Below are 21,437 nucleotides of genomic sequence, written 5' to 3' on the forward strand. Positions count from 1 at the left end.
CGCCCCGGCAGCGCGCTGCGCCGTCACCGCCGCTCCACCGACGGCGACAAGCCCGAGCGAGAGCGCGGCCGCGGTCACCAAGACCCCCGCGGCCACCGCCGTTCCCGCCATCAGCGGCCCCCGTCGAGCGCACAGCTCGACGCCTGCAGTGGCAGCCGTACCAATGCGCCGATGGAGGCCTCGAACGTCGCCGTGACGCACACCAGGTCGCCCGAGTGCGACGTCGAGATCCCGGCGCCCGAGACGGCCGCGCCCACCACGCGCTGCGCGGCGTCCGCGCCCTCGCCGCGCCCGAGGAGACGGGCCGCATCCGCCGACGCATCCTGCAGCGCCACCTGGCGCGAAGCCGCGCCGAGCGCGCCCGCACCGAGGAGGAGCGTCAGGACCACCGCGGGCAGCGCGAGAGCGAGCTCTGCGGCGACGGAGCCTCGCTCCCCCACCCCGCCGCGACCCGCGCTCCTCCGGATAGGCATCACGACACGGTGAGCGCGCGCCGGACGAGATCGGTGAGGATGCCGCGAACCTCATCGGACCGCATGATCACGACGAGGAGCCCGGCGAAGGCGACCGCGGCCATCGTGGTGATGGCGTACTCGGCCGTGGCTGCACCGGTGTCGTCGCCGAACAGCGCAGCCGCGCGGCGCCGGTCGAGTCGGGGGATGTTGATCATGATGTACCTCTTTCTCTGTGTGATGGTTTCGTCTCGGTGGGGTGGTCTCCGCAGGTGCACGGAGCCCGCTCACAGGGGCAGCGGTGTCGCGGCCAAGACGCTGAGCAGCATCGGTGCCACGCCGAGCAGGAGGAACGCGGGCAGGGTGCACACGCCGAGCGGGATGAGCAGCTGCGTCGAGAGCTTCGCCGCGCGCAGTCGGCCGTGCACCCGCGCGGCATGCCGATCCTGCGCGGCGGACGCTCGGAGAAGCTCCACAGCGGGCACGCCGGCTGCGCGGGACAGCTCCAGCACGGACCGGATGCCCTCTTCGGCCCCGCCGCCAGCCGAGCTCTCGGCGGCCAGACGGAGGGCACGATCGATGGATGCGCCCCCGGCGAGCGCGACGGCCACCAGTTCGGCCCGCATCCCGGGTGTGCCAGGCTCGGGCGCAGCGCGTTGGAGCAGCCGCCTGGTCCACAGCCGCGCCGCGAGCACGAGCAGCAGGCCCGCCACCACGCAGGCGGCGCCCAGCGGGTTGCCGACGATGACCCCGATGGTGTCGAAGCCGAGCGCGAAGCCGAGGAGGAGTCCGGCGAACGGCATCCACAGCAGCAGACGCGCCGTTCCCGCAGGCTCGGCGAGTGCGATGCGCACGTCGTCAGCGGCGGACGCGGCATCGCGAAGGGATTCGGCGATGATCCTGAGCACCTCCGCGAGCGGGGCTCCGACTGTCGTGGCGATCTCCCACGCGGCTGCGAGGTCGACCCAGGCCCCACCCTCGGCCTCGATGGCGTCGAGAAGGGGCACCCCCGCCTCGACTCGGTCGGTCACGGCCACCGCGTGGGGATCGCCGATGCCGGCGAGGTGCCGCCAGGCGACGACCGGCACAGCGCCTGCCTGCAGCAGCACGGCCAACGTCTGCACCGAGGTCGCGGCGTCGCTCGGTCCCCTCCCGCTCTCGCTCGTGGCAGAACGACGCCGGATCACCACGGTGTCACCTCCTCGATGTCCAGCCGGTCGCCCGCCATCACGAGTCGCCCTGCCTGACGGATCCGACGCACGCCGCCGGGGGCACGGTCGAGATGCAGCACCACGGTGAAAGCACTCACCGCCTGCCGCGCGAGGGCGACCGCGTCCATGCCGGCCAGCGCGCCGAGGGCCTCGAGCCGGGCGGGCACATCGCGGAGTCCGCTGGCGTGCATCGTGCCGGCACCGCCGTCGTGCCCGGTGTTGAGCGCGGTGAGCAGCTCGCGGACCTCTTCCCCGCGGCATTCTCCGACCACCAGCCGATCGGGCCGCATGCGCAGAGACTCCCTCACCAGCCGAGCGAGTGTGATCCCTCCCGCTCCTTCGACGTTCGCCTGGCGCGCCTCGAGCGCGACGTGATGGGGGTGGCGCGGTCGAAGCTCGGCGACGTCTTCGATCGTGACAATGCGTTCGGTCGCGGACACCTCGGAGAGCAGCGCGGACAGGAGCGTCGTCTTGCCCGTGCCGGTGCCGCCGGTGATGAGGATGTTCGCCCGCTCGGCCACCAAGCCGACGAGCCAGGCCCGCTGGCGTGCACCGAAGGAGCCGAGCGCGGCGAGCGCCTCGAGGTCGGCTGCCCGCACCCGAGGGATGCGGATGGAGAGCGCGGTGCCGGTCGTCGAGACCGGAGCGAGGACGGCGTGCACGCGGATGCCGGAATTGAGACGGACGTCGACGCACGGAGCCTGGTCGTCGAGATGGCGTCCGCCGAGACCGACGAGCGCGACGGCGAGGTCTCGGACCTCACGCTCCGACGCCCGCCACCCGTTCACCGGCTCGGCGCCGCTGCCTCGGTCGACGAACAGGCCGCCCCCACCGTTGACGAAGACATCGGTGACTGCGTCGTCGATGTGCGGGAGGAGCGGACCGAAGGCGGGGTCGAGCCGCAGCGGTTCGGGAGCGGCCTCCGTCGCACCGGCGAGAGGGGCTGAGCCTCGGGGTTGGATGACGAAGGAATCGGACATACCGCGAAGGTAGGCGGCACGAACGGCGGAAGTGAGGGGATGCGCAACCGCACCTCGGACGCTGTGCAGAAGCTCCGCGGTGACCGGCCGGTGCAGGAGACGGACGGGCCACGGCGCACCGCGAACGGGAGCGCTCCCAAAGGAATGGGCGGCATCTCACGGGGGGAATGAGATGCCGCCCACGGCGATGCACGATTGGGGGAATCGGGCACGCCAAGGCCGGAATGAGATTTCGGCTGTCGTCGAGTGTACGCAAGGCAACCGTCCTGACAAAACCGGCGCGACTACCGACTTTCGGCAGTATGCGATGTGTGGCCGCGCGGATAGATTCGCCCTGACCAGGCCGTCCACCCCCACGGCCGGGCTCGAACGACCCGAATGCCGCAAAGGAGCGTCTGCCGATGAGCAGCCAGATCGACCACCTTCTCGATGAGACCCGGCGGTTCGCACCGTCGGAGGAATTCGTCGCCCAGACCATCTCATCGCCCGAGCTCTATGAGCGCGCCGCCACCGACCGCGAGGCGTTCTGGGGTGAGCAGTCCCGCGAGCTGGTGCACTGGCACAAGCCGTTCACGCAGGTGCTCGACTGGACGAACCCGCCGTTCGCGAAGTGGTTCGACGACGGCGAGCTGAACGTCGCGTACAACTGCCTCGACCGTCACGTCGAGGCCGGGAACGGCGACCGCGTCGCCCTGCACTGGGAGGGCGAGCCCGGGGATTCCCGGCGCATCACGTATGCCGAGCTGACCGAAGAGGTCAAGCGGGTCGCCAACGTCCTCGAAGGGCTCGGCATCGGCCAGGGCGACCGCGTCGCGATCTACCTGCCCATGATCCCCGAGGCGATCGCCTCGATGCTCGCGGTCGCGCGTCTCGGTGCGATCCACTCCGTGGTGTTCGGCGGGTTCAGCGCCGACAGCCTCCGCTCACGCATCGACGACGCGGGAGCGAAGCTCGTCATCACCGCAGACGGCGGTTACCGCAAGGGCCGCGTCTCCGCGTTGAAGCCGGCGGTGGACCAGGCCCTCGCCGATCGCGGCGAGGGTGAGCAGCAGACCGTCGAGCACGTCCTCGTGGTCCGGCGCGGCGAGAACGAGGTGGACTGGATCGAGGGACGCGACCTCTGGTGGCACGACGTGGTTCCGGCGGCATCCGCCGAGCACACGGCGCAGGCCTTCCCCGCGGAGAACCCGCTCTTCATCCTCTACACGTCGGGGACCACCGGAAAGCCCAAGGGCATCCTCCACACCTCCGGCGGCTACCTCACCCAGGCCGCGTACTCGCACAAGTACGTCTTCGACCTGCATCCGGAGACCGACGTCTTCTGGTGCACGGCCGACATCGGCTGGATCACCGGGCACAGCTACGTCACCTACGGTCCGCTCGCGAACGGCGCCACCCAGGTGCTCTACGAAGGCACGCCCGACGCACCGCACCCCGGCCGTTGGTGGGAGATCATCGAGAAGTACAAGGTCTCGATCTTCTACACCGCGCCGACGGCGATCCGCTCGTTCATGAAGATCGGCCGCAGCGTGCCGAAGAAGTTCGACCTGTCGTCGCTGCGACTGCTCGGCTCGGTGGGCGAGCCCATCAACCCCGAGGCGTGGATGTGGTACCGCGAGGTCATCGGCGCCGGCAAGACCCCGATCGTCGACACGTGGTGGCAGACGGAGACCGGAGCGATCATGGTCTCCGCCCTCCCCGGCGTCACGGAGACCAAGCCCGGATCGGCTCAGGTTCCGCTGCCGGGCATCTCGATCGACGTCGTCGACGAGCAGGGCGTCGAGGTCGGCAACGGCAACGGCGGGCTGCTCGTGATCACCGAACCCTGGCCGAGCATGCTGCGCGGCATCTGGGGCGATCCGGAGCGCTACCGCGAGACGTACTGGGAGAAGTTCGAGGATCAGGGCTACTACTTCGCGGGCGACGGCGCCCGCCTCGACGAGGACGGCGACCTGTGGCTGCTCGGCCGCGTCGACGACGTCATGAACGTCTCGGGTCACCGTCTCTCCACCGCCGAGATCGAGTCATCGCTGGTCGCGCACGAGGCGACCGCCGAAGCTGCCGTGGTCGGCGCATCGGATGAGACCACCGGCCAGGCGGTCGTGGCCTTCGTCATCATCAAGGAGAGCTACCTCGCCGAACACGAGCCGGCAGGCCTTGCCCAGCTGCTGCGCCTGTGGGTCGGCGAGCAGATCGGGGCGATCGCCCGCCCGCGCGACGTGTACATCGTCGGCGAGCTGCCGAAGACCCGCTCCGGCAAGATCATGCGGCGACTCCTGCGCGACGTCGCCGAAGGCCGCGAGGTCGGCGACACGACGACACTGGCCGACACCGCGGTCATGAGCATCATCTCGGCACAGGTGAAGTAGCACTCCCGGCGTACGAAGAACGCGCCTTCCCGATCCGGGGAGGCGCGTTCTCTCTTGTACGGCACGGATGTGCCGGACGGCCGGATGCTCAGGCGAGGATGAAGGTCACCTCGACCTCGACCGGGCTGCCGAGGGGAAGCTCTGCGACGCCCACGGCCGCACGGGCGTGACGCCCGGCCTCGCCGAAGATCTCGCCGAGGACCTCGCTGGCGCCGTTGATGACGCCGGGCTGACCCGTGAAGTCTTCGGCGGAGGCGACGAAGCCGCCCACGCGGAGCACTCCGCCGATGCGGTCGACGCCGCCCACGGCATCCGCCGCCGCGGCGAGGGCGTTCAGAGCGCAGGTGCGCGCGTAGGTCTTCGCGTCCTCCGCCGAGATCGCGTCTCCGACCTTGCCCACGGCGGGGAGCGCACCGGCGACGAACGGGAGCTGACCCGAGGTGTAGACGAGGCCGCCGTGCGCGACCGCGGGAACGTAGGCCGCGACGGGTGCGGCGACCGCGGGCAGCTCGATGCCGAGCTCAGCCAGGCGGGCGGCGACGCTCACGCCTGGCCTCCCTCGAACTGACGAGCCGCCTGCTCCGCGGCGGCGAGGCCGGCGTTCGCCGAGGAATCCGACGTGACCGGACGCTTCAGGTAGGCGACGAGACCTCCTTCGGGACCCTGCACGACCTGCACGAGCTCCCAGCCCTGCTTGCCCCAGTTGTTGAGGATGGCTGCCGTGTTGTGGATCAGCAACGGCGTGGTGAGGTACTCCCACCTGGTCATGGCACTCCTGTCGATCGGGGCGCGACACCGTCGTTGCGGGCCGGCTCGTCAAAGGTGGTATTCAGGGAACTCCCCTACGATCAAGCGTATGCCCCAAAAGAATCGCACGGTGAGAGGCGTGCTCGGCGGTCTCGTCGGGCTCGTCGGCTTGAGCGCCGTCGCCGGCCTCCTGGTCGCTGCCAGCGTCACGCCCGTCCTCACCATGACCGGTCTCGCCGGCACCCAGGCACTCACTCTTTTCGATCAGCTGCCCGAGAACCTCAACCCGGGCACGCCGATGGAGCAGTCGACCATCTACGCGACCGACCCCGACGGCAAAACGGTCGAGCTCGCCTCGTTCTACGAGCAGAACCGCGTCCCGGTCACGTACGAGCAGGTGTCCCCCGTGCTGTACGACGCCATCCTCTCCAGTGAGGACAAGAGCTTCTACAGCCACGGCGGCGTCAACCTCGGCGCGACCGTGAAGGCGCTCATCGACAACGTGCGCGGCACCTCCAGCCGCGGCGCTTCCACGATCAGCCAGCAGTACGTGAAGAACGTGCTGATCCAGGAGTGCGAGCAGGACGTCGACCGGGCCTCCGAGACCTACGCCGACGATCTCCGCAAGTGCTTCGAAGACGCGACCAACGCCAGCGGCAATGAGGGCATCGAACGCAAGCTGCAGGAGATGCGCTACGCGATCCAGGTCGAGAAGGACTTCTCGAAGAACGACATCCTGCTCGGATACCTGAACATCGCGAACTTCGGTGGCACGGTCTACGGCATCGAAGCCGCATCGCGGTACTACTTCAACACGACCGCCGCGAAGCTCACGGTCGCGCAGGCCGCGACCCTGGCCGGCATCGTGCAGAACCCGAACACGTACCGCATCGACATGCCGCAGGGCACCACGACGAACCAGGACGGCGAAGCGGTGAACACCGCCGAGAGCGGATACTCGCTCACGAAGGACCGTCGCCACTACGTACTCGGACGCATGCTCGCCGACGGCAAGATCACCCAGGCGCAGTACGACGAGGCGGACGCATCCGAGATCACGCCGACGCTGAACCCGCCCACACAGGGGTGTGCGAAGGCCGGCGTCAACGCGTACTTCTGCCAGTACGTGCGATCGATCGTGCTCGACGACGAAGCCTTCGGCAAGACTCCCCAGGAGCGCGCCGACCTGCTCCGCCGCGGCGGCCTGAAGATCTACACCTCGCTGGACTACCGCATTCAGAATCCGGCGACGCAGGCGATGAGCGATATCGTTCCGGCCAACTACGACAACGACTACTTCGGCGCTGCGGGCGTCTCGATCGAGGTCGGTACCGGTCGTATCCTCTCGATCACGCAGAACACGCAGTTCGACGAGACCACCACCGATGATCTCGCGAAGACCTCGCTCGTCTTCGCCGGCGACCAGAAGCACGGCAACTCCGGCGGCTTCCAGGTCGGCTCGGTGTACAAACTCTTCACGCTGATCGACTGGCTCGAGAAGGGCCACTCGGTCAACGAGGTACTGAACGGCCGCGTGCAGACGAACCTGAAGATCCCCGTCTGCGAGAGCCCGCAGACCGCGAACACCAAGGAGATCGGCAACTTCGGCGGAGGGGGCGGATACACCGCGAGCGTCATGGACTTCACGCGACAGTCGTTGAACAGCGGCTACTTCGCGATGGCATCGAAGCTCGACATCTGCGAGATCAACAAGGTGGCGGATCGGATGGGCGTCACGCTCGCCAACGGCAAGAAGGTCACCGAAGAGAACGTCCCGTACGACGTGCTCGGCCCGAAGAACATCTCCCCCATCGCCATGGCGAACGCCTACGCCACGGTCGCGAGCGGCGGCAAGTACTGCACCCCGCGCGCGATCGACCGTGTGGTCGGCCCCGACGGCAAGGACCGCGAGCTTCCGGCGGCCTCGTGCACCGACGGCGTGATCTCCCCCGAGGTCGCCGCCACCGCCGCGTACGCTCTCAGGGGCGTGATGGACGGCGGCACCGGTCGCGACGCGAACCCGTATGACGGCACCCCGTTGATCGGCAAGACCGGAACGCACGACCGCTGGTCCACCATGATGATCGAGTCCAGCACCAAGGTCGCTACGGCGGTCTGGGCAGGGCGCTGGAAGGGCCAGTCGGACATCTACCAGAAATGGGCCGGGAACTACCAGCTCAACGGCATGCGCTACCCGTTGGCGAAGGCCGCCCAGGCCGCCGCCAACGCGGCGTATGGCGGGGACGACTTCCCACGTCCCGACGACAAGCTCACCCGTCGGGTGCTGGTCGACGTCCCGAACGTCGTCGGCATGACGATGGAGGAGGCGGAGTCGACCCTCAAGAGCAAGGGCTTCGGCGTGGCCGTCGGCGCCGCCGTCGACAGTGACAAGCCCGCCAACATCGTCGTCGCGCAGGACCCGCAGGGGCAGACCGCAGGGGGGACGACCATCACGATCTCCCCCAGCAACGGCCAGGGCACGACCGTTCCCGCGGGACTCGTCGGCATGTCGCGATCCGATGCGTCGGCCGCGCTCACCGCTGCGGGATTCACGTCGATCGCCATAGATAATTCCTGCAACCCGCCGACCGCCGTCGTGTCCGCCACGGACCCGACACCCGGCACGGCGACCAGCAAGTCCACCGCCGTCACCGTGACGTGCAAGTAAACGCTCGCGGTGCCGCGCACCCGGCCCTCATCGCGCTCGGCGCGGTGGGGGCCGTCGGTGCTGCCGCAGCGGTCTGGGGCATCGGCATCGAGCGTTACCTGTTCACGGTGCGCGAGGCGACGGCAGCCGCGCTCCCGTCCGGTTCGGCGCCCCTGCGCATCCTGCATGTGTCGGACGCGCACATGGCGCCCTGGCAGCACCGCAAGCAGGACTGGCTGGCCTCACTCGCCGAGCTGAAGCCGGACCTCGTCGTCAACACGGGCGACAACCTCGGGCATGAGAACGGCCTGGAGGGCATCCGCCGCGCATTCGACCCGCTCGCGGGCATCCCCGGTGTCTTCGTGCACGGGTCGAACGACGTGACCGCTCCCTCTCCGCGCAACCCTCTTCGCTACTTCCTCGGGCCGTCCAAGAAGCAGCCCGAGCCGGAGCACCTCGACACCGCGGCCATGGACCGGTACTTCACCGACGAGCTCGGGTGGACCGATCTGAACAACGCGGCGGCCCGGCTCACCATCGCCGGCGCTCCGGTCGACCTCTTCGGGGTGAACGACGCCCACCGCGACTGGGACCGGCTCGACGTGCTGCCGGATGCCATCGGCGCGCTCGGTCCGCGCGACGCCTCCACACCGATGCTGGGCGTGACCCATGCGCCGTACCAGCGCGTGCTCAACGGATTCATCGGCCTCGGCGCCGACGCGATCCTCGGCGGTCACACGCACGGCGGCCAGGTGTGCCTTCCCGGCTACGGCGCCCTCGTGGCCAACTGCGACATCCCCCTCAAGCAGGCCAAGGGACTGAGCAGGTGGTCGCACGACGGCCACACGGTGCCGCTCAACGTGAGCGCCGGCTGCGGACACTCGATCTACGCGCCGGTCCGCTTCGCCTGCCGCCCCGAGGCAACGCTGCTCACGCTCACCGCGCGGGACTGATCGCCGGCTCGATTCGGCGCAGGGAGCATTTCCCTGTAGACTCGGAGGGTTGCAAACGGGGTGTGGCGCAGCTTGGTAGCGCGCTTCGTTCGGGACGAAGAGGTCGCAGGTTCAAATCCTGTCACCCCGACCAGTGACACCGGAAGGCCGCCCCCACAGGGGCGGCCTTCTCTGTAGGGGGAACACGCACGAAGGGGGAACGGACGCATGGGGTCTCTGCTTCCGCCACCGCGCCGATTCACCCGGGCGTGGGCACTGGCTCTCGGCATCCCGTTCCTCCTGGGCCTCGCGGCTCTGACCCTCACACCGTCGCGAGTCGAGCAGGTCATGCCCAATCTCCTCGACCTGACCCTCCGCGCCGCGCACCGCCTCGGTTGGGAATCGCTCGACTTCACCCGGCTCGAGATCATCGCGAACATCCTGGCGTTCGTGCCCGTCGGCATTCTGGCCTTCGTCCTGCTCCCCCGCCGGGTGTGGCCGCTCGCCCTGCTGGTCGGGCCGTTGCTCTCGCTCGGCATCGAGACCGCGCAGCGCGTGGCCCTCCCGCATCGGGCGCCGACGGTGACCGACGTCGTGGCCAACTCGACCGGCGCGCTCGCCGGCGTCGTGTTCGCCGTCCTCTGCACGCTACTGCTCGCTTCACGACCCTCCCAGCGGCCACCTTCTAGGCTGGAGACACCATGACCGCGCCCACACTCGTCGCCTTCGACCTCGATGACACGCTCGCCCCATCCAAGGGCCTGATCGATCCGCGCATCGCGTCGCTGCTGCGCAGCCTGCTGCGATCGGTCGACGTCGCCATCATCTCGGGCGGCAACGAAGAGCAGTTCCGCAATCAGGTCCTCGCGCGCCTCGGCGATGCGGATGCCGCCGACCTCGCCCGCCTGCACCTGCTCCCGACCTGTGGCACGCGCTACCTCCGCCACGACGGCTCCGACTTCGCTCCGGTGTACGCGCACGACCTCAGCGACGAGGACAAGCAGGCCGCGTTGACGGCACTGCGCGAGGAGGCCGAGCGCCTGGGCCTGTGGGAAGCCGAGCCCTGGGGCGAGATCCTCGAAGACCGCGGCTCGCAGATCACCTTCTCCGCACTGGGTCAGCGCGCGCCGCGCGAAGCGAAGCACGACTGGGACCCCACGGGAGACAAGCGCGCGGCTCTTCGTGCCGCCGTCGCCGCGCGACTCCCCGGACTCGAGGTGCGCTCCGGCGGATCGACGTCCATCGACATCACCCGGGCCGGCATCGACAAGGCCTTCGGGATGCGACAGCTCGCCGAGCACACCGGCATCCCTCTCACCCAGATGCTGTTCTACGGCGATCGCCTCGACGAGAGCGGGAACGACTACCCGGTCCTTGCCATCGGCGTGCCGTCCGTGGCCGTCGACGGGTGGGAAGACACGGCGGACAAGCTCGATGAACTCCTGCTGACGCTCTGACGCTCTGACGTCGAAGCATCCTGCGCCACACCGTCGCGCTCTGGTCCTAACATGGCGTCATGGATGCCCTGCTGATCGTCATCATCACCGCCGCGGCCGCCAGCGTCGCGTGCTGGATCCTCTCCCTGATCACGCGCGACACCTCATGGGTCGATCGGGCGTGGTCGATCGTTCCCGTGGCCTACGTGTGGATCTTCGTGGCCGGCGCCTTCGCGAACGGCGACGGCTCCGTGCGCATCGTACTCATGGGCGTTCTCGCGACAGCCTGGGGCGCCCGCCTGACCTTCAACTTCGCGCGCAAGGGCGGCTACACCGGCGTCGAGGACTACCGGTGGGCGATCCTGCGCGGGCGCATGCGCCCGTGGCAGTTCCAGGGCTTCAACGTGCTGTTCATCATCGGCTACCAGATGACGCTGCTCGTGCTCATCACGCTGCCCGCCCTGGTCGCGGCGGAGCATCCCGCAGCCCTCACCGGATGGGATGCCCTCTTCGTCGCCGCGTTCCTCGGGTTCCTCGTCGGCGAGACCGTGGCCGACCAGCAGCAGTGGCGCTTCCACCAGCGCAAGAAGCAGGCAGGGGGCACGCTCGCCCCGGGCTTCCTGACGACGGGGCTGTTCCGCTTCAGCCGCCACCCGAACTTCTTCTTCGAACAGGCGCAGTGGTGGGCCTTCTATGCGCTCGGCGCGACCGCGGCGGTCGCGGGCGGTGCAGGCTTCGTCGGCGGCGCGCTCAACCCGACGATCATCGGACCTGCCCTGCTGACCCTGCTGTTCATCGGGTCGACCATCTTCACGGAGTCGATCACTGCATCCAAGTACCCGGCCTACGCGGAGTACAAGCGCTCGACCTCGATGCTCATCCCGTGGCCGCCGCGGGTCCCCGCCGTGGCCCCGCAGTCCTGAGACGGCGAGGCCACGGTGCGGCCGAGGCGATCAGCGCGTGCGCACCTCGGCGCCCGCGCGGGTGACCGGCACCAGACGGGTGAGCTGGGTGACGTGGCCCGGCTCCAGCTCGGCCAGCGAAGAGACACCCAGCAGCCGCATCGTGCGCTCGATCTCGCTGCGCAGGATGGCGATCGTGCGGTCGACACCCTGGCGTCCACCGGCCATCAGGCCGTAGAGGTACGCACGGCCGATGAGCGTGAAGTCGGCCCCGAGTGCGACGGCCGCAACGATGTCGGCGCCGTTCATGATGCCGGTGTCGATCATGACGGTGAAGTCGTCGCCGACGGCCCTACGGACCTCGGGCAGCAGGTGGAACGGGATGGGCGCGCGGTCGAGCTGGCGTCCGCCGTGGTTCGACAGGACGATGCCGTCGACGCCCGCATCGCGCAGGCGCACGGAGTCCTCGACGTTCTGCACGCCCTTGATCACGATCTTGCCGGGCCAGATGTCGCGGATGACGGCGAGATCGTCGTAGCTGATCGTCGGATCCATGGCCGCATCCAGCAGCTCGCCGACCGTGCCGCCGGTGGTGCTCAGCGACGCGAACTCGAGCTTGGGCGTCGTGAGGAAGTCGAACCACCACCACGGGCGCGGGATCGCGTTGATGACCGTGCCGAGCGTGAGCTGCGGGGGGATGCTGAAGCCGTTGCGCTTGTCGCGCAGACGAGCACCGGCGACGGGAGTGTCGACGGTGAACTGCAGCGTGTCGAAGCCGGCCGTGGCCGCGCGGCGGGTGAGCTCGTAGGAGATCTCGCGATCACGCATCACGTACAGCTGGAACCAGTTGCGGCCGTGCGGGTTGGCGGCCTTGACGCCCTCGATCGACGTGGTGCCCAGCGTGGAGAGGGTGAACGGGATGCCGGCGGCGGCTGCAGCACCGGCTCCGGCGACCTCTCCCTCGGTCTGCATCAGCCGCGTGAACCCGGTGGGCGCGATGCCGAACGGCAGCGCCGACGGGCCACCGAGGATCTCGGTGCTCGTGTCGACGTCGGGTGCCGGACGCAGGATGCCGGGGTGGAACTCCACGTCCTGGAAGGCCTGGCGGGCACGGGTGAGGGAGAGCTCGCCCTCGGCCGCGCCGTCTGTGTAGTCGAATGCCGCCTTGGGCGTGCGCCGCTTGGCGATCAGACGCAGATCATCGATGGTCAGCGCGGCGTCGAGGCGGCGCTTGCGACCGTCGAGTTCCGGCTTCTTGAACTTCATGAGGTCGAGGAGTTCGACGGGATTCGGGAGCTGGCGCTGCACCATGATGTGCCTCTCAGTTCTGGGGATGGATGTCGCGGGTGAGTCCCGCGGATGTGTAATAGCCGGTGATGTGCGTGCGGACGAGGGTTCGAGCAGCCTCGACATCGGCGGCATCGATCGCGGTGACCAGTGCGTGGTGCTCGGCGCGGAGCCTGACCGCCATCGCCTTCCAGTCCGGGATCGCCGCAGCTCCCGCCTGTACGTACGACTCGATCGACGAACGCAGGCCCGCCATCATCGCGGCAATCACCGTGTTCCCGCTGGCTTCCGCGAGCGAGAGATGCAGCTGGGCGTCGAGCGCGAGGAACTCCTCGGCGGAAAGGCCGTCGGCATCCATCGCGGCGAGCAGCTCATGAGCGCGTGCGGTGTCGCGATCGGGCGACGCGGCCATGGCGCTGACGACCGCATCCTCGAGGACGAGACGTGTGCGGACGACATCGTCCAACGGAAAGCCCTGAGCCGCCACCTGCAGTCTCAGCAGCGCCGACATGCCGCCGGTCGGGGTGGCGATGACGATGGCACCCGACTGCGGGCCGGAACCGGTGGCGGTACGGATGAGTCCCATCACCTCGAGCACGCGGAAAGCCTCGCGCACGCTGGACCTGCCGACGCCGAGCTCGGTCGCGAGATCGCGCTCCGACGGCAGGCGGTCACCGGGTCCGAGTCGACCGTCGAGCAGATCGCGCTCGATGTGCTCGAGCACGAGCTGCCATGCGCGCGCCGGCTGGTCGCTCATCGATCCTCCTGTGGTCTGACCACAGGTTAGCGCGTGTGGTCAGACCACGCAAACGGGGTCACGCATGCGAAGCGTCCCGTCGAGCCTGCGCCGTCGAGCCCTGCGCCGTCGAGCCCTGCGCCGTCGAGCCGCCCTTTTCTGTGCGAGCCAGCCCCTTGCGCGCGTCCGAAACGGGGCCGCTCGCGGACTCAGCCCAGGCGTCCGCCGGACTCCTCGAGATAGCAGGTGCCGCACAGTGATTCGTAGGTCGTCAGTTCCGGCGAGGGCGACCCGATGGCGCCCTCGTCGATGGCGACCTGGTCACCGTCGAACACGAAGCGCCCGCCCACGACGCGGCCGTTGAACACGGCTTTCCGCCCGCAGCGGCAGATCGTCTTGAGCTCCTCCAGCGAGTGCGCGATCGCGAGAAGCCGCGCGGATCCGGGAAAAGCATGGGTGAGGAAGTCGTTGCGGATACCGTACGCCATGACCGGGATCCCGTCCTCCACCGCGATCCGGAAGAGATCGTCGACCTGAACCGGCGTGAGGAACTGCGCCTCATCGATGAGGAGACACGCGACATCTGCGGGTCCCGCGGGGAGCAACTCGTCGTCCGATGCATGCTGCATGCGCGCGCGGTGCTCCGCGAAGAGCGCGCGGGCGTCGTCGTCGGGGCCGATCAGGAAATCGACCTGACGGGTGACTCCGAGCCTGCTCTCGATCTCGGAGGCACCCTTGGTGTCGATCGCGGGCTTCGCGAGCAGCACGTGCTGGCCGCGCTCCTCATAGTTGTACGCGGCCTGCAGCAGAGAGGTCGACTTGCCCGAGTTCATCGCGCCGTAGCGGAAGTAGAGCTTCGCCACGGTGCGGACTCAGACGTTGATGCCGAGGGTGGCGGCGGTCGCCTCGGTGGACTGCTCCGCGAGTGCGGCATCCGTGTTCAGCTTCTCGCCGAACGTGGGGATCAGGGCCCGCAGTTCGGGCTCCCAGCCCGGGTACTCCTCCGGGAAGCAGGCCTTGAGCAGCTCGAGCATGATCGGCACCGCGGTCGATGCACCGGGCGATGCGCCCAGGAGACCGGCGATCGATCCGTCGGCCGACGAGACGACCTCCGTACCGAACTGCAGGATGCCGCCCTTCTTCGGGTCTTTCTTCATGACCTGGGCGCGCTGACCGGCATCGATGAGAGTCCAGTCCTCGTCCTTGGCGGTCGGCATGAAGGTGCGCAGGCTGTCGACCTTCTTGGCGTGGTTCTTCAGCAGCTCGCCGACCAGGTACGTGATCAGGTCGGGGTTCTTCACGGCCACCTGCAGCATCGGCAGCAGGTTGTGCGTGCGCACCTGCGAGACGATGTCGAGCATCGATCCGTTCTTGAGGAACTTCGGGCTGAACGTCGCGAAGGGCCCGAACATGAGCGAGGACTCGCCGCCGACGACGCGGGTGTCGAGGTGCGGAACCGACATCGGCGGAGCACCGACGGATGCCTGCGAGTACACCTTCGCCTTGTGCTGGGCGACGACCTTCGGGTTCGTGGTCTTGAGGAACTGGCCGCCGATCGGGAAGACGCCGTAGCCCTTGATCTCGGGAATGCCAGAATTCTGCAGCAGCTTGAGAGCCCAGCCGCCCGCACCGACGAACACGAAGCGCGCCTTGACCTCGTTCGGGGTGCGACCGATGGTCGTGCGGTACTTGACCAGCCAGCCGCCGTCCTTCTGCTTCTTGAGACTGCGCACCTCGTGGTTCGTGCGCAGCGTGACACCCGACTCGGTCAGGTGGTCGAAGAGCTGGTGCGTCAGGGCTCCGAAGTCGACGTCGGTGCCGGCCGGCACGCGCGTCGCGGCGAACGGCTCACCCTTGCGACGCTGCTGCATCAGTAGCGGCGCCCACTTGTTGATGACGCGGGAGTCCTCGCTGTACTCGATGCCGGCGAACAGCGGCTGCTCCTTCAGCACCTCGTAGCGGGCCTTGAGGTACGCGACATCTTTCTCACCGCGGACGAACGTCATGTGCGGAGTCGCGTTGATGAAGGTCGACGGCGCGTCGAGCACGCCCTTCTCGACCAGCGACGACCAGAACTGGCGGCTCTGCTGGAACTGCTCATTGATCGACACGGCCTTGGCGGGGTCGAGCGGAGCATCGCCCTGCTGCGGCATGTAGTTCAGCTCGCACAGGGCGGCGTGCCCCGTGCCGGCGTTGTTCCACGGGTTCGAGCTCTCCTGAGCCACATCCGAGAGTCGCTCGAAGGCGACGATCTTCCACTCCGGCTGCAGCTCGTGCAGGAGAGTACCCAGGGTGGCGCTCATGATGCCACCGCCGATCAGGACGACATCGACGTTTTCTGTCACCGAACCAGTCTAGGTGGCGGGCACGCGCTCGCAGACCATGTGGACCGCCCCTGCCAGAGCGGTTCCACATCGCGGGGATACCGTCAGGCTATGACCAGACGCTCCGCGAGGACCTCGGCGATCTGCACGGCGTTCAGCGCGGCGCCCTTGCGCAGGTTGTCGTTGCTGATGAACAGGACGAGGCCCTTGCCCTCGGGAGCAGACTGATCGGCACGGATCCGTCCGACGAAGCTCGGGTCCTTGCCCGCCGCCTGCAGCGGGGTCGGCACTTCGTCGAGCACGACGCCGGGCGCCGCGCTCAGAACCTCGCGGGCGCGCTCGGGCGTGATGACGCGGGCGAACTCGACGTTGATCGAGAGCGAGTGACCGGTGAAGACCGGGACGCGCACGCAGGTGCCCGCCACACGGAGGCCGGGGATCTCGAGGATCTTGCGGCTCTCGTTGCGGAGCTTCTTCTCTTCGTCGGTCTCGTTGTCGCCGTCGTCGACGAGGTTTCCGGCGAACGGGATCACGTCGAACGCGATCGGCGCGACGTACTTCTCGGGCTCGGGGAAGTCGACCGCCGAGCCGTCGTGCACGAGGCGCAGGGTGTCGCCCTGGGCGAGCACGCCCTCGACCTGGCCGAGCAGCTCCTGCGCACCGGCGAGACCGGAGCCGGAGACCGCCTGGTAGGTGGAGACGATCAGACGCTCGAGGCCGGCCTCGGCATCCAGCGCCTTCAGCACGGGCATCGCGGCCATGGTGGTGCAGTTCGGGTTCGCGATGATGCCCTTCGGGCGCTCATCGATCGCATGCGGGTTCACTTCGCTGACGACGAGCGGAACCTCGGGGTCCATGCGCCAGGCGCTGGAGTTGTCGACGACCACGGCACCGGCTGCAGCGAAACGCGGAGCGTAGGCGCGGCTCGCCGTGGCCCCGGCGGAGAACAGGGCGATGTCGATGCCGGCGGTATCCGCCGTCTCGACGTCTTCGACGATGACCGTCGCGCCACCGAATTCGATCGCCGTGCCCGCGGAACGCGCGGAGGAGAACAGGCGCAGATCGCGGATCGGGAACGACCGCTCGGCGAGAATCTCGCGCATGACGGTGCCCACCTGGCCGGTGGCGCCGACGATGGCGACGGAGAGTCCTGATTCGGAGATGCGGGTCATGATGTTCCTTGGCGTCGTGCGGTGCTGCGTACGAGGCTTCGGGCGCGGCGTCGGGATGCGGATGCTGCGCCTGGCGCCGGTGTCAGGGTTTCGGTGAGTCTACCGTGGTCCGAGGTGAAGCGGACGATTCACGGTGCGGGTGACGATACGCCGACGAATTCGTGGAATCCCTCCGCGAATCGTCCAACTCTCGGTCAATCGTCGGGCAGCCGCCAGAGATCAGCGGCCGGTGCCGGCGTGGACCGTGGCGTCGGACTCCCCGTCGAGCCCGTAGGCGGTGTGCACGGTGCGTGCCGCCTCGGTCAGGTCGGTGTCGCGCAGGACCACGGAGATGCGGATCTCGGACGTCGAGATCATCTCGATGTTGATGCCGCCGGCCGAGAGCGCCTCGAACAGCGTCGCGGAAACCCCGGAGTGCGTGCGCATCCCCGCGCCGACGACCGAGAGCTTGCCGATCTGGTCATCGTGGATCAGGTTCTGGAAGCCGACCTCGGCCTGGTCCCCCGCCAGCGCCTTGAGCGCGCCGGCGGCATCCGCCTTGGGGACGGTGAAGGAGATGTCGGTGCGCCCGGTGGCCGACACGTTCTGCACGATCATGTCGACGTTGGCGCCCGACTTCGCGACGATCTTGAAGATCTCGGCAGCCTTGCCCGGGACGTCGGGCACGCCCGCGACCGTGATCTTGGCCTGGCTGAAGTCGGTGGCGACCCCGGCGACGATCGGTTCTTCCATGACTGCTCCCTCGGCTTCGCGAGGGTTCTTCATACCCTCGCCCAGAACGTACGTGCCCTCGGCCGACGAGAACGTCGACCGAGCGTGAATGAGGACGCCGTGACGGCGCGCGTACTCGACGGCGCGGATGTAGAGCACCTTGGCGCCGTTGGCGGCGAGCTCGAGCATCTCCTCGCTCGAGACGTGATCGAGCTTCTGCGCCTTCGGGATCACGCGCGGATCCGCGGTGAAGATGCCGTCCACGTCGCTGTAGATCTCGCAGACGTCGGCGTCGAGCGCGGCGGCGAGGGCGACGGCGGTGGTGTCCGAGCCGCCGCGGCCGAGAGTGGTGATGTCGCGGGTGTCGCGGTTGAAGCCCTGGAATCCGGCGACGATCACGATCGCGCCCTCGTCGAGCGCTTCGCGCAGACGCACCGGGGTCACATCGACGATGCGAGCGGCACCGTGCTGCGAGTCGGTGATCATGCCCGCCTGGCTGCCCGTGAACGACCGCGCCTCGAAGCCCATGGAGTGGATCGCCATGGCCAGCAGCGCCATCGAGATGCGCTCTCCGCTGGAGAGGAGCATGTCGAGTTCTCGCGGCGCCGGGATCGGGGCGACCTCGTTCGCCAGTTCGAGCAGCTCATCGGTGGTGTCGCCCATGGCGCTGACTGCCACGACGACGTCGTGCCCGGCGCGACGGGTGTCGACGATGCGCTTGGCGACGCGCTTGATGCTCTCTGCGTCGGCGACGGACGAGCCGCCGTACTTCTGCACGATGAGGGCCACGATCACTCCCTGGGATGTCGGGCGGATCCGCCCACGCTCATTCTACGATCGGCGCGTATGCCACGTTGCGCATGTGTCATCCACGCCCCGCGCATCTCCCGCGCGCGCGGCGGGTGCCCCCGCGGTCGCCGAGTGCACGGGAAGCTGCCGAGCGCACGGGAAGTCGGCGTCGACAGGCCGTGCGCTCGGCGATAAGCCGTGCACTCGGCGAATGCGACAGCGCGGGGAACGCGGGTCAGAGGGCGGGAGGGAGCGCCGTGGGAGATGCCGGACGCAGACGACCGCCCGTGGCGGCGAACCAGCAGCCGATGATGATCAGCGGGAAGCCGAGCAGCAGCCCGGGCGTCAGCGGCTCGGCGAGGACGATCGCGCCGAGGATGATCGCGACCACCGGATTCACGTAGGTGAACAGCGGTGCGCGCACCGGGCCCACCTCGCGGATCAGGGCGAAGAAGGCGAGGAACGCCACCGCGGTGCAGATCACGGCGAGCGCGAGGAGGGCCGCGATCGACGGCAGCGTGGGCACCTCGTGCTGCGTGAGAAGACCGATCGGGAGGTAGAAGACACCGATCATCAGCAGCGACAGGGTGATGGTGCCCAGCGAAGGGACGTCGTTCAGCTTTCGCGCGACGATGAACGGGGCGATCGCGTAGAGCACGGCCACCAGCAGCACCTCCCCCGCTGCCAGCAGGCTGACCTCGCCGCCGAAGAGACCGGGACCGGCGACCACGACCGCGACGCCGAGGAAGCCGACGAGAAGTCCGATCCCGCGGGCGGGCCGCAGCACTCCGCGGTCGCCCCCACCGAGCGCGATCAGCGCGGCGAAGAGCGGCACGGTCGCCACCAGCAGGCCGGTCATGCCGGAAGGCAGCGTCATCTCGGCGTGTCCGAGCAGCAGGAAGGGACCGGCCATCTCGACCGCGCCGAACGCCAGCACCCACGGCCAGTGCTTCAGCGCAGCCCGGAGCGCTCCGCTGCGAATCGCGAACGGCAGGAGCAGCAGGGCGGCGATGAGAGTGCGCCCGGCCACGATCGCGGGCGGGGAGAACGACTCGACCGCGACGCTGATGAACAGATACGGCACACCCCACAGCAGCGCCATGGCGCCGAAGAGAAGCCAACCGCGACGCGAGAAGCCCGCGTTCGGGGTCACAGGATGCGCCGGCCCTCGAACGCACGACCGAGGGTGACCTCGTCGGCGTATTCGAGGTCGCCGCCGACGGGCAGCCCGGAGGCGAGCCGGGACACCGTGATCTGCATCGTCGTGAGCAGCCGGCTCAAGTAGCTCGCGGTCGCCTCCCCCTCGAGGTTGGGGTTGGTGGCGAGGATGACCTCCTGCACCGTGCCGTCGGCGAGACGCGTCATGAGCTGCGTGATGCGGAGGTCGTCGGGGCCGATGCCGGCGATGGGGCTGATGGCCCCGCCGAGCACGTGGTAGAGCCCGCGGAACTCACGCGTGCGCTCGATGGCAGCGACGTCTTTCGCGTCTTCGACCACGCAGATCAGCGTCTGGCTGCGGCGCGGGTCGCGGCAGATGGCGCACCGCTCCTGCTCGGCGACGTTGCCGCAGATCTCGCAGAACCGCACCCGTATCCGGATCTCGCTGAGAAGCTCCGCGAGGCGCGCGACGTCGAACGTCGGCGTCTGCAGGATGTGGAACGCGATCCGCTGGGCGGACTTCGGGCCGATGCCGGGGAGCCGACCGAACTCGTCGATCAGCTCCTGAACGATGCCGTCATACATCAGTTGAACCTCGTCGGGGGCTCGTAGGGCTCTTCGCGCAGGAACGTCGCGCCGAGCACCTGGCGGATCACGGCCTCACCGTAGCGCTGCACTCCCCCGACCGAGGGTGCGCGCTCGATGACGACCGGCGGGGCTGCCGCACGCTGCATCTGCGGGGCAGGTGGCTGCGGAGCCTGCGGAGCGGTTCGCTGCGGCGCAGACTGCTGCGGGGAAGACTGCCGTGAGACCGGCGGCTCGTACGAGGGATCGTAGGGCGGCTCGTCATCGAAGGCCGGAGCCTCGTCGTCGCCCGGAAGCGGAGGCTCATCGCGATCGATCGCACCATCGGACGGCGGGACGGGCGCGGATGCCGCCGCCTCGACCTCTTCGGGCTCTTCGTCGACGGGCAGCGGCGAAGCCGACACGGGCGGAGCACTCGCCGATTCTTCCTGCGCGGTGGGGATCGGTGCGACCGCCCACTCCGTCACGGCGGAGGCCGACGCGCCACGGACCTGCGAGCGGGGAGAACTCGCTGACGCAGGCTCCGATGCGGGAGCGGAGTCGGCAGGCGCCGAGGGACCGGATGCCGCGGACTGGCGCGGAGCACCACCGGCGGGCATCGGCGCGGGGAGGTACTTCACCCGCACGCCGAGTTCATGCTCGATCGCGGAACGCAGGTGGTCCGAAGGCCCGGAACCCGGAGTGGTGCCCTTGAACTTCGCGACGTCATGCTGGCTCGTGAAGCCGAGCGTCAACACCTCGGTGTCGGTGACGTACGCCAGCGGCTGCACCGCCGTGGCCAACAGCCAGGACGTGCGGCTGATGCCCTCGAGCCGGGTGAGGACAGCGGGCCAGGATGCACGGATGGCGTCGAACGTGACCGGCCCTCGTGGGGCAGCGGGCTCGGGTGCGGCCGGCGCGGTCTCCTCCGGAGCGGGCGCTTCGGCCTCGGCGGTCGGGGTCTGGCCCGTCGCAGCGGGAGACGAAGCAGCAGCCGCCGGCGACGTGGGTGAGGCGGCG

At 68.9% G+C, this 21,437-nt stretch carries 20 protein-coding genes, 1 tRNA gene and 1 pseudogene; 7 read left to right on the forward strand and 15 right to left on the reverse strand.

The window, feature by feature from the left end; translation table 11 throughout:
- Positions 1-110: 110 nt before the first annotated feature.
- From DW298_RS00930 to DW298_RS00945, 4 genes are all read right to left on the reverse strand, one after another.
- Positions 111-473 (reverse strand): TadE family type IV pilus minor pilin, encoded by a 363-nt coding sequence (locus DW298_RS00930; RefSeq protein WP_136040624.1) that lies wholly within the window; start codon positions 471-473, stop codon positions 111-113.
- Positions 473-670 (reverse strand): DUF4244 domain-containing protein, encoded by a 198-nt coding sequence (locus tag DW298_RS00935; protein WP_136040625.1) that lies wholly within the window; start codon positions 668-670, stop codon positions 473-475. Before DW298_RS00935 ends, DW298_RS00930 begins: the two co-directional genes overlap by 1 nt.
- 69 nt (positions 671-739) lie before the next feature.
- Positions 740-1,642, reverse strand: a complete 903-nt coding sequence (locus DW298_RS00940) for a type II secretion system F family protein (protein WP_136040626.1) — start codon at positions 1,640-1,642, stop codon at positions 740-742.
- Positions 1,636-2,643 carry a TadA family conjugal transfer-associated ATPase gene (locus tag DW298_RS00945; RefSeq protein ID WP_136040627.1) on the reverse strand — a complete coding sequence of 336 codons (1,008 nt, stop codon included), beginning with the start codon at positions 2,641-2,643 and terminating at the stop codon, positions 1,636-1,638. The genes DW298_RS00940 and DW298_RS00945 overlap by 7 nt, the downstream gene beginning before the upstream one ends.
- Before the next feature lie 401 nt (positions 2,644-3,044).
- Between DW298_RS00945 and acs the strand changes: the two genes are divergently transcribed.
- Positions 3,045-5,012: an acetate--CoA ligase gene (gene acs / locus DW298_RS00950; protein ID WP_136040628.1), complete on the forward strand. Its 1,968-nt coding sequence runs from the start codon at positions 3,045-3,047 to the stop codon at positions 5,010-5,012.
- An 88-nt stretch (positions 5,013-5,100) separates the two neighbouring features.
- Here the strand turns inward: acs and DW298_RS00955 are convergent, their stop codons facing one another.
- Together DW298_RS00955 and DW298_RS00960 are read right to left on the reverse strand one after the other, a co-directional pair.
- Positions 5,101-5,559, reverse strand: coding sequence for a RidA family protein (locus DW298_RS00955; RefSeq protein ID WP_136040629.1), 459 nt, complete (start codon positions 5,557-5,559; stop codon positions 5,101-5,103).
- A complete protein-coding gene (locus DW298_RS00960) occupies positions 5,556-5,780 on the reverse strand; it encodes a hypothetical protein (RefSeq protein WP_136040630.1) in 225 nt (74 codons plus the stop codon). The genes DW298_RS00955 and DW298_RS00960 overlap by 4 nt, the downstream gene beginning before the upstream one ends.
- Before the next feature lie 88 nt (positions 5,781-5,868).
- Here DW298_RS00960 and DW298_RS00965 point away from each other — a divergent pair, with 88 nt between their 5' ends.
- The 6 genes from DW298_RS00965 (at position 5,869) to DW298_RS00990 (ending at position 11,697) form a co-directional block, all read left to right on the forward strand.
- Entirely contained in the window at positions 5,869-8,427 is a 2,559-nt protein-coding gene (locus tag DW298_RS00965; protein ID WP_136040631.1) for a penicillin-binding protein, read from the forward strand.
- Positions 8,418-9,359 carry a metallophosphoesterase gene (locus DW298_RS00970; protein ID WP_240744961.1) on the forward strand — a complete coding sequence of 314 codons (942 nt, stop codon included), beginning with the start codon at positions 8,418-8,420 and terminating at the stop codon, positions 9,357-9,359. The genes DW298_RS00965 and DW298_RS00970 overlap by 10 nt, the downstream gene beginning before the upstream one ends.
- A 56-nt stretch (positions 9,360-9,415) precedes the next feature.
- Positions 9,416-9,492 (forward strand) — tRNA-Pro (locus DW298_RS00975).
- A 74-nt stretch (positions 9,493-9,566) separates the two neighbouring features.
- Positions 9,567-10,043 (forward strand): VanZ family protein, encoded by a 477-nt coding sequence (locus DW298_RS00980; RefSeq protein WP_136040632.1) that lies wholly within the window; start codon positions 9,567-9,569, stop codon positions 10,041-10,043.
- A complete protein-coding gene (locus tag DW298_RS00985) occupies positions 10,040-10,795 on the forward strand; it encodes an HAD-IIB family hydrolase (protein WP_136040633.1) in 756 nt (251 codons plus the stop codon). Before DW298_RS00980 ends, DW298_RS00985 begins: the two co-directional genes overlap by 4 nt.
- 59 nt (positions 10,796-10,854) lie before the next feature.
- Positions 10,855-11,697, forward strand: a complete 843-nt coding sequence (locus DW298_RS00990; RefSeq protein WP_136040634.1) for a DUF1295 domain-containing protein — start codon at positions 10,855-10,857, stop codon at positions 11,695-11,697.
- Positions 11,698-11,727: 30 nt separating this feature from the next.
- Here the strand turns inward: DW298_RS00990 and DW298_RS00995 are convergent, their stop codons facing one another.
- From DW298_RS00995 to DW298_RS01035, 9 genes and pseudogenes are all read right to left on the reverse strand, one after another.
- On the reverse strand, positions 11,728-12,987 hold the full coding sequence (locus DW298_RS00995) for an alpha-hydroxy acid oxidase (RefSeq protein WP_136040635.1): 1,260 nt from the start codon (positions 12,985-12,987) through the stop codon (positions 11,728-11,730).
- A gap of 10 nt (positions 12,988-12,997) precedes the next feature.
- Entirely contained in the window at positions 12,998-13,720 is a 723-nt protein-coding gene (locus DW298_RS01000; RefSeq protein WP_136040636.1) for a GntR family transcriptional regulator, read from the reverse strand.
- Positions 13,721-13,908: 188 nt separating this feature from the next.
- Complete coding sequence (locus DW298_RS01005) at positions 13,909-14,562, reverse strand: thymidine kinase (RefSeq protein ID WP_136040637.1); 654 nt, start codon at positions 14,560-14,562, stop codon at positions 13,909-13,911.
- A gap of 9 nt (positions 14,563-14,571) precedes the next feature.
- Positions 14,572-16,044 carry a malate:quinone oxidoreductase gene (locus tag DW298_RS01010; protein ID WP_136040638.1) on the reverse strand — a complete coding sequence of 491 codons (1,473 nt, stop codon included), beginning with the start codon at positions 16,042-16,044 and terminating at the stop codon, positions 14,572-14,574.
- A gap of 83 nt (positions 16,045-16,127) precedes the next feature.
- The gene (locus tag DW298_RS01015; protein WP_136040639.1) at positions 16,128-17,195 is read right to left on the reverse strand and encodes an aspartate-semialdehyde dehydrogenase; all 1,068 of its coding nucleotides are present in this window, start codon (positions 17,193-17,195) and stop codon (positions 16,128-16,130) included.
- Between the two features lie 219 nt (positions 17,196-17,414).
- A complete protein-coding gene (locus DW298_RS01020; protein ID WP_136040640.1) occupies positions 17,415-18,695 on the reverse strand; it encodes an aspartate kinase in 1,281 nt (426 codons plus the stop codon).
- A 235-nt stretch (positions 18,696-18,930) separates the two neighbouring features.
- Entirely contained in the window at positions 18,931-19,848 is a 918-nt protein-coding gene (locus tag DW298_RS01025) for a DMT family transporter (RefSeq protein ID WP_136040641.1), read from the reverse strand.
- Positions 19,845-20,438 carry a recombination mediator RecR gene (recR, locus tag DW298_RS01030; RefSeq protein ID WP_136040642.1) on the reverse strand — a complete coding sequence of 198 codons (594 nt, stop codon included), beginning with the start codon at positions 20,436-20,438 and terminating at the stop codon, positions 19,845-19,847. Before recR ends, DW298_RS01025 begins: the two co-directional genes overlap by 4 nt.
- Positions 20,438-21,437, reverse strand: a pseudogene (locus DW298_RS01035) (DNA polymerase III subunit gamma and tau); the annotation flags it as partial. The gene recR and the pseudogene DW298_RS01035, both read right to left, overlap by 1 nt.

Origin of the sequence: Microbacterium sp. A20 (assembly GCF_004794515.1) — a bacterium.
GTDB lineage: Bacteria > Actinomycetota > Actinomycetes > Actinomycetales > Microbacteriaceae > Microbacterium.

What these genes read in the sequence shown, in the direction of transcription:
- DW298_RS01000 (WP_136040636.1), bottom strand. Translation starts at nt 13,720, where the DNA reads ATGAGCGACCAGCCGGCGCGCGCATGGCAGCTCGTGCTCGAGCACATC.
- DW298_RS00980 (WP_136040632.1), top strand. Translation starts at nt 9,567, where the DNA reads ATGGGGTCTCTGCTTCCGCCACCGCGCCGATTCACCCGGGCGTGGGCA.
- DW298_RS00960 (WP_136040630.1), bottom strand. Translation starts at nt 5,780, where the DNA reads ATGACCAGGTGGGAGTACCTCACCACGCCGTTGCTGATCCACAACACG.
- DW298_RS00945 (WP_136040627.1), bottom strand. Translation starts at nt 2,643, where the DNA reads ATGTCCGATTCCTTCGTCATCCAACCCCGAGGCTCAGCCCCTCTCGCC.
- DW298_RS00995 (WP_136040635.1), bottom strand. Translation starts at nt 12,987, where the DNA reads ATGGTGCAGCGCCAGCTCCCGAATCCCGTCGAACTCCTCGACCTCATG.
- recR (WP_136040642.1), bottom strand. Translation starts at nt 20,438, where the DNA reads ATGTATGACGGCATCGTTCAGGAGCTGATCGACGAGTTCGGTCGGCTC.
- DW298_RS00930 (WP_136040624.1), bottom strand. Translation starts at nt 473, where the DNA reads ATGCCTATCCGGAGGAGCGCGGGTCGCGGCGGGGTGGGGGAGCGAGGC.
- DW298_RS00990 (WP_136040634.1), top strand. Translation starts at nt 10,855, where the DNA reads ATGGATGCCCTGCTGATCGTCATCATCACCGCCGCGGCCGCCAGCGTC.
- DW298_RS00935 (WP_136040625.1), bottom strand. Translation starts at nt 670, where the DNA reads ATGATCAACATCCCCCGACTCGACCGGCGCCGCGCGGCTGCGCTGTTC.
- DW298_RS00985 (WP_136040633.1), top strand. Translation starts at nt 10,040, where the DNA reads ATGACCGCGCCCACACTCGTCGCCTTCGACCTCGATGACACGCTCGCC.
- DW298_RS01015 (WP_136040639.1), bottom strand. Translation starts at nt 17,195, where the DNA reads ATGACCCGCATCTCCGAATCAGGACTCTCCGTCGCCATCGTCGGCGCC.
- acs (WP_136040628.1), top strand. Translation starts at nt 3,045, where the DNA reads ATGAGCAGCCAGATCGACCACCTTCTCGATGAGACCCGGCGGTTCGCA.
- DW298_RS00965 (WP_136040631.1), top strand. Translation starts at nt 5,869, where the DNA reads ATGCCCCAAAAGAATCGCACGGTGAGAGGCGTGCTCGGCGGTCTCGTC.